This window comes from Polyangium sp. y55x31 (genome assembly GCF_029946505.1).
Taxonomy (GTDB): domain Bacteria; phylum Myxococcota_A; class Polyangia; order Polyangiales; family Polyangiaceae; genus Polyangium.
The window spans coordinates 661,967-669,357 of the sequence record NZ_JARZHG010000003.1 but is presented as its reverse complement, the minus strand read 5'-3'; the positions used below and the strand labels follow the sequence as shown (position 1 = coordinate 669,357).

General features: G+C 68.7%; 4 protein-coding genes and 1 pseudogene. All 5 read left to right on the top strand.

All coding sequences use genetic code 11. From position 1 onward, the window contains the following. Positions 1–217: MYXO-CTERM sorting domain-containing protein (locus tag QHF84_RS08970; protein WP_281312784.1), on the top strand; the 217-nt coding region annotated here is incomplete at its 5' end. A 548-nt stretch (positions 218–765) separates the two neighbouring features. Next, positions 766–2,634 (top strand): serine hydrolase domain-containing protein, encoded by a 1,869-nt coding sequence (locus QHF84_RS08965; RefSeq protein WP_281312783.1) that lies wholly within the window; start codon positions 766–768, stop codon positions 2,632–2,634. A 239-nt stretch (positions 2,635–2,873) separates the two neighbouring features. Next, on the top strand, positions 2,874–3,032 hold the full coding sequence (locus tag QHF84_RS08960) for a hypothetical protein (protein ID WP_281312782.1): 159 nt from the start codon (positions 2,874–2,876) through the stop codon (positions 3,030–3,032). Between the two features lie 18 nt (positions 3,033–3,050). Continuing rightward, positions 3,051–4,052, top strand: a pseudogene (locus QHF84_RS08955) (amidohydrolase family protein); the annotation flags it as partial. 78 nt (positions 4,053–4,130) lie between these two features. Beyond that, complete coding sequence (locus QHF84_RS08950; RefSeq protein WP_281312781.1) at positions 4,131–7,376, top strand: protein kinase; 3,246 nt, start codon at positions 4,131–4,133, stop codon at positions 7,374–7,376. The last annotated feature ends 15 nt before the right edge of the window (positions 7,377–7,391 follow it).

Genomic DNA, 7,391 nt, shown 5'->3' with positions numbered 1-7,391 from the left:
GGGCGGCGCGGGCGGCGACGGCGGCGCGGGTGGCGCTGGCGGCGCTGGCGGCGCTGGCGGCGCCGGCGGCGACGGCAGCGGTGGCACGGTGGGCGAGGACGGCGGCAACTGCGGCTGCCGCACCGTCGGCTCGACCGGCGACACGCGCACGGGCTTCGTGCTCGTCCTCGGCGCAGCGCTGATCGCTCTGCGTCGGCGTCCTCGGCGCGCGGCCTGAACAAGACCGGGGCGGCCCACGCACGAGGGCCGCCCCGCCTCCCTCCGCCGGGCCCCGGCGAGACTCCCCATCCCCCATCAAGTCGGGCATCATTCGAACCGCAATGCGGCACGTGCTCGATCCGAATCCGGAGCTGCGCTCCGAGCCGAATGGACGGAGCTCCTCGGCGAGCTCGTCGACGCCCGGTGGAGCTCATCGGCCCTACTTCTTCTTGGCCCTCTCCCAGCATTTCGAGCGATAGCTCGAGAGGCGCAGCTCATGCCTGGCATTGTCCGATTCGGATGCGGACGCCGTCGTAAACGCGTTTGGCGGCGACGGGGCGAGGCGTCACGTGCGCGTGACAGCGGATGTCACGGCCGCGTGACACCGTCTCATCCGCGTGACACCACCCCATCCGCGTGATGAGACCGCGGGCGCGCGGCTCCGGTCGAGGGATGCCCGGCGAATCGTAGGGGGCTCCGCCGCGGGCTCGGGCTGGCACGACGCCTGCAATCTCTGCTGCGCTGCGTTTCATCGCGCTCAGCCATTTGCTTCCGAGGTAAAATGAGATGAGAAAGCTCCCGTCCGCCCTCGTCGCTTCGGGTCTGGGTAGCCTCGCGCTGCTCGTCGCCTCCAATAGCCCGGCCGCGCCGCCTCAGGTGCACCCCGACGCAATCAATCTCGCGTCCATCCTCGATGATCACACGGTCGTCTCGCCGGGCACCCCCGGTGCTGCAGACACCCCGGGGATGATCGCCGCGGTGGTCGCGGGCAACCACATCATCGCGAAGGGCCATGCAGGCTGGGCGAGGCTCGGCGCGGTCAATCCGGTCGCGATGACGCACGACGCGGTCTTCAACATCGGCTCCATCAGCAAGAGCATCACGGCGCTCGCGCTGGCCAAGCTGATCGACTCCGGCGTCGTCATCTCGACCAGCCCCACCGTGTATCTGTCCTGGGACACCAAGCTCTCGGACGCGCTGGGCCTCGCGCCGGACTATTTCCACCGCTTCTTCTCGGACGACACCGACCGCGCGAACGTCACGCTCAGGCAAGTGGCTGCCCACCGCTCCGGGTACGATTGCGCGACGAGGATCTACTCGCACGATTTTCCGAACAACTGGCAGACCAAGACGCGCCCGCAGCTCGCGCGGGATTACCTCGTGGGCACCGTCGCGGCCAACATCGGCGCTGGCCAGTACCCGAACGGCGCTCTCGGCGATTGCTATGGGGCCATCGGCACCTACGAATACGAGAACCTGAACTTCTTCATCCTGCAGGCCGTCATCAACAAGTGGCTGCCCGCCGGCGTCCACGATTACACGGAGTACGTGAAGGAATATGTTGTCGAGCCGCACGGGATGGACGTCGGCTGGGCGTGGGGCAGGAGCGATCTGATGGCGGCGACGGGGCTCGATTACTCGTCCAGCAGCCCCAGCACCGACAATTACTGGAACGCCCACTTCTTCCCCGACCCCGTCTGGGCCTCCGGGCACCACTACCCCAGGTATTACAACTCCTCCTGGACGGTCACGCCGATCAACGCGCCCGCATACGGGAACGGCGCGTCTCTGTACAACAACGCGGTCGACAGCATCGCGACGGGTGCGGGTGGGTTCGCCTTCACGGTCTACGATTTCGCGCGGTATGCGACGCTCCTCCTTCGCGACCGATCTGCAGCCGTCCAGCAGGTGCGCGAGCGGGACTACAGCGTCTACAACTTCGGGTGGGAGTCGTCGGTGATCTCGAGCAGCCCGCTGCTCGTCGCCCGGGGATACCACCACAACGGCGCGATCTCCGCGGGCTCCTACGCGAAGATCTGGTTCTCTCCGGAGCTAGATCTCGCCTACATCTCGTTCGCGAATGGAGGCGCAGCCCCCGGCTCTGCCAACGAGGACGTCCAGGATGTCATGATGGACGGGATCGTCCCCGTGGATACGGGCGGGTGCGCCGATACCGACGACGTCAAGCACGTGCAGCGGTTCTACAACCAGAGGATGTTCGGCTGCGCCGGCTCGGTCACCTATACCCAGGCGAGCTCGCTGTGCAAGACCGGCTATCATGTGTGCACGGCCGCCGAATACGCGACCTACAACCAGTACGGCACGGCCAGCGTGGAGAACGCCGAGGCTCCCATGGACCACTACTGGACCTCGACCAACTTGAAGTACACGGGCAGCTCGAGCGGCAACTGCTCCGCGACGACCGCTGCGGGCGCGTATGCCTGCGATACGAACGAGCCCATGCGCGTCTGCTCGCCGACCGCCACGTATGACCTGCTCGAGTCCGCCTACAGGGACACGCAGGGGAACTACTGCAACTGGATCAACTGCGGCTATGGCGGGAGCACCACGAACCGCTACTTCGGCGGCTGCAGCGGCAACACCACGGCGGGCACCCTCTGCTGCGAGACCGTCATCAGCGGGCCGCCGCAGTGACACCAAGGGGCGACACCAGGTCCCCTCGACGCGCGTGAGCATTTCTTCCCCGCCCCCTCCTTCGCCGACAGCCCCCCATTCACAGAAGCAGGAGCCTCACATGCGTAGAACGGCTTTTCGAATGTCTTTCTTGGCCTTCACCATTCTTGCGACGGTCCACTGCGGCCCGGGAAATGAGGGCCCCATCGGCGTCGGCGGAACCGGCGGCGTCGGTGGCGGCACCGGCGGAACCGGCGGCGGTGAATAAGGCCATTCGGCTGGGCAAACTCGTCCATCCCGAGGATGGCACGGTCATCGACAATGCGATCGTCGTCATCCACGAAGATCGCATCAGCTACGTCGGCACGGATGAAAAGCAAATCCCGTGCGGAGCGAGCGTCATCGATTGGACGGCGTAGACCGGGCTCCCCGGGCTCGTCGATGCCCATGTCCACTTCTCCTACCAGACGGACCAGGAGCCGGGCATGCTCCCCTGGACCCGTGTCGGCTGGTTGATGAACAACAACGCCTACAAGCTCCTCGACCTGGCCCGCGGCGCCGCTCTGGCCACGCTCAAGACCGGCGTCACCACGGCGATCGACAAGGGAGGCCGCGACTTCATCCTGAACCCCCTGCGCGCCGAGATCATGTCCGGCAAGACGCCGGGGCCGCGGATGTACAACTCCATCGGCGGAATCTCCAATTACAAGTACCCGGACTCCGTCTCCACCGATGAATTGAAGGGCTGGGTGCAGCTCCAGGTGCTGCGCGGCGCCGACCTCGTGAAAGTATGGGCCGACAGGTGCAGCGACCAGACGCTCGACTGCGTGCCGACGTTCACGTTCGACGAGCTCAAGCTGCTGGTCGACACGTCCCACGAGGAGGGTTTGCCCATCGCGATCCACGCCTACCACCAGGACACGGCCAAGCTCGCCATCATGGCCGGCCCGGACTCGATCGAGCACCCGGAGGGCCTCGACATGGTGGATTGCGGCAACATGATCGATAGGGGGACGATCTACGTACCGACCATCGATCACAACCGGTATTACAAGGACAACCTCGCGTTTTTCGGCTACGCCCCCGATCTGGAGGCGAAGTTCGAAGCGTATATCCAGGACAACCTCGCGAGCGCGGCCCAGGCGCATCTGGCCGGCGTGAAGATCGCCATGGGCTCGGACGCCGTGTTCACCGGATTCGGCGAAAATACGAAAGAGCTCGCCTGGTTCGTGCAGGCCGGGATGACCCCGCTCGAGGCGCTCCGCGCCGCCACCATTCATGGCGCCGAGAGCATCGGCGTCCAGAACGAGGTCGGAAAGGTCGCCGTGGGCTATTACGCCGACATCATCGCGGTCGAGGGCGACCCTCTGGCGGACGTCAACGTCGTCATCAATGGCGTCCGCAAGGTGATGATGGGCGGGCGGGTCGCGGAGTTCTGACGAATCCCGCGCACGCCCGCGCAAAACGTAGACCCTTCCAGCAGCGCCAAGGTATCCTCCCCCCGAGGTCTTCGCGCGATGTCCGTCGAGGTGGTGGAGGGGGCGATCTTTGCCGGGCGTTACCGGCTGATCCGCCGCCTCGCTGCCGGCGCCATGGGCGCGGTGTACGAAGCGCGTCACCTCGGGACGGACCGCCGGTGGGCGCTCAAGGTGATGCTCTCCCACATCATCGAGCGCCCCGAGCTCCGACGGCGGTTCGAGCTCGAGGCGCGGGTGACTGCGCACATCGAAAGCCCATTCCTCGTCGAGGTCTTCGACGCGGGGGTCGACGACGCGACGGGCGTGCCGTTCCTCGTCATGGAGCTGCTTCGTGGTGAGGAGCTCGGCCGATGTCTCCGGCGCGTGGGGCGGTTCTCGCCCGAGGAGACGCTCGCGTGCCTCCATCAGGCGGCGCTCGCGCTCGACAAGACGCATCGGGCCGGGATCGTTCATCGTGATCTCAAGCCTGCGAACCTTTTTCTGAGCCTGCGCGAGGATGGCGAGCGGCGCATCAAGATCCTCGACTTCGGCGTGGCGAAGATCGTCGCCGACGGCACCGCCGGCGCGGGCGCGACCCAGACCGTGGGGACGCCGCTGTACATGGCGCCCGAGCAGTTCCGCGGCCATCGCGTCTCGGCGGCGACGGACATCTACGCGCTCGGGATGATGGCCTATACCTTCCTCGTCGGTGAGGCGTACTGGGCCGACGAGAGAATCGAAGACGACAACCTCGTCGCCTTTGCGCTCCACGCGGCTTATGGCCCGGTGGAGCCGGCGATGGAGCGCGCGCGGAGGAAGGGCGTCCTTCTGCCCGCCGGCTTCGATGGCTGGTTTGCAAAGACGACCGCCGTCGACCCGGACCGACGTTTCACCTCGGCGACCGCCGCGGTACGCGCGCTCGGCGACGCCCTCGGAATGACCGACCTCGCGACGCTCGCCCTGCCCCATCCGACCGTCGGCCGCGAGCCATCACCGGTGGAGACGGGGGTCGCGACAGAAGAGCCCGGCGGGATCGAGGGCGGGGCACGATTCCGCTCGGAAGAGCTCGCTTTGGGAGAGACCGAGCCTGCGTCCCAGGAGGGCTCGACGGCCGGGGATTCGATGTCGCAGCTCGGGTCGCAACCGCCCCCCCGGGAGGGCGGGAGCGCGATCCCCGTCGAGCGGGCGCTCCCGGCGTCCACGCCGCCCGCTCCCGGCCGCCCGCGCGCGTGGGGCGTCCGCGGCCTGGCCCTCGCCGGCGGCCTCGTCCTCGCGATGGGGGGCGCGTGGTTCGTCGAGCGCGAGGCGCCGTCTCCGCCCGTGCTCGCGCCTCCGGTCGTCTCCCCATTGCAATCGACATCTTCGGTGCTGGCATGCCCCATTTTCGAGGCCTCGGGCATCGACGAGCCCTCGGGCTGGCTCGGCGCCGCGGCGGCGTCCCTCTTCTGCGACCGAGCGAGCATCGTGATGGGCGGCTCCGCCACGCGGACGCTCGCCCCTGCCGAGCTCCTCGCGCTCCCATCACAGCCCGTGGACCGCTTCCCCGAGGATCCCTACGCCGCCCCCGAAGCCCGCGCGAAATCCATTGAAGCCGCCCGTCGCCGGGCGGCGGCCCATGTCGACGGCGAAGTCATTCGGGAGAGCTCCGGCTTCCGCATCACGGTCACCCTCCGCCGTCCCGACGGGGCCGACATCGATCACGCCGTGGGCGCCGGGCGTTCTCTCTACGAAGCCGCGCGGGACGCCATGAACCCTCTCGCCGCGCGGGGCTCGCTCCCGGTCGCGACCACGCTCGACGCCACGATGGCGGACTTTTCGCGCGCCCGAGACGTCAGTGGCGCCCTCGTGCTCTTCGATCTCGCCTCGGCCATGAGCAACAACGCGGGCGGGCTCCCCTCCGAATGCTCCCGCGTCGCGGCGAGGAGCGCCGACCTCGCGGAAATGGGGCCCGCCGAGGCCCGCCATTGCACCTATACGCTCGGCCTCCCGCTGCCAGCAATAGGTCCGTCTCCCCGTGGCGAGGTAGCATCACCGGGCGAGCTCGCCGCGCGCGCCCGTGTGGACCACGTGATCCGACGGGTGGATGATCCGGCCTCGATTGCCGAGCTCGAGCGGCTCTTCGCGCGGGAGGCGACGCCCCGCGGCCGCTCGACGCTCGCGACGACCCTCTCGTGCCTCCTCCAGTCGGGCGACCCGAAGCGGGCCGCGGAGATGTCGCTGCTCGCGGTCGCCGCGGAGCCGAGGAACCCGCTCGGCGAGGGCTGCGCGCCCTGGCTCCAGCGCCTCGCGGTGACGTATGGGACGTCGAGCGGAGAGGCGACCTTACGCGCCATGCAGGCATGGGTGCCCTGGAACAGCTATGGGTGGCTGTTCCAGGCGAAGCTCCTCGGCGACAAGGAAAAGGCGCTCGTGTATGCCCGGCGCGCCCATACGCTCTCGCCGCTCGACACGCTCGTCGCAGGCACGCTCGCGGACACGCTCCTCGCGTCGGGCGCGCGCGAGGAGGCGCGGGGCATCGCGCTCGCGCTTTCGACCGGTGGTTATGCCGTCCACCGCGTGGCCAGCGATCTGCTCCTCGTGCGCATCGAGGCGAGCGAGGCGCGCTTCGGCGCCGCGCTGGCACGCGCGAAGCAGGCCATGATCGCCTCCCCCGACGACGCCGGCTGGCTGCGCGTGCAACGTTTCGAGATCGCCTGGCGCGCCCTGCAGATCGCGCTCGTCCTCGGCCGCGCGCAGGAGCTCGCCGATCTCGTCGTGCAGCGTTTCCTCGACCCCGAGCCTCCTCCGCTCGACGGCGCGTACGTCGACGTCCCGCTCCGGCTCCCCGCGGTCTGCGCGCACGCCTCGCCGGCCGTCTCCCGGCGCTGTTTCACGCGCATTCGTGAGCTCCGGCCGCGCCTCTCGTACAGCGCCCTCCCGGACGCGGACGCCTTCACGGACGGGGCCGAGCGTTATGCAAAGGGGGACTTCGCGGGTGCGGCGCGCGCATTCCGGCCCCTGCTCCGGACGCCGGGCCCGTTCGTCGAGGTCCTCGCCGAGCCGATGGTCGAGACGTTCGAGCAGACGGGAGAGAGCGAGCTCGTCGCCAGGCTGGAGGCGGCCATTGCCGATCGCTCCGCCGAGCTCAACGGCGCGAGCCTCGCATGGGTGCGCGCCGCGCGTCGGGCCGCGAAGCGCGGGGAGAACGATCGGGCCCGGGAGCTCGCGAATCGAGTCCTGGAGGCGTGGTCGGTGGCGGACGAGACGGTCCCCGCGGTGGCGGAGATGCGAAGGCTGGTTCAGGAGGGGCGCCGCGCGGCACGGTGAGCGGGGTTTTGGGGG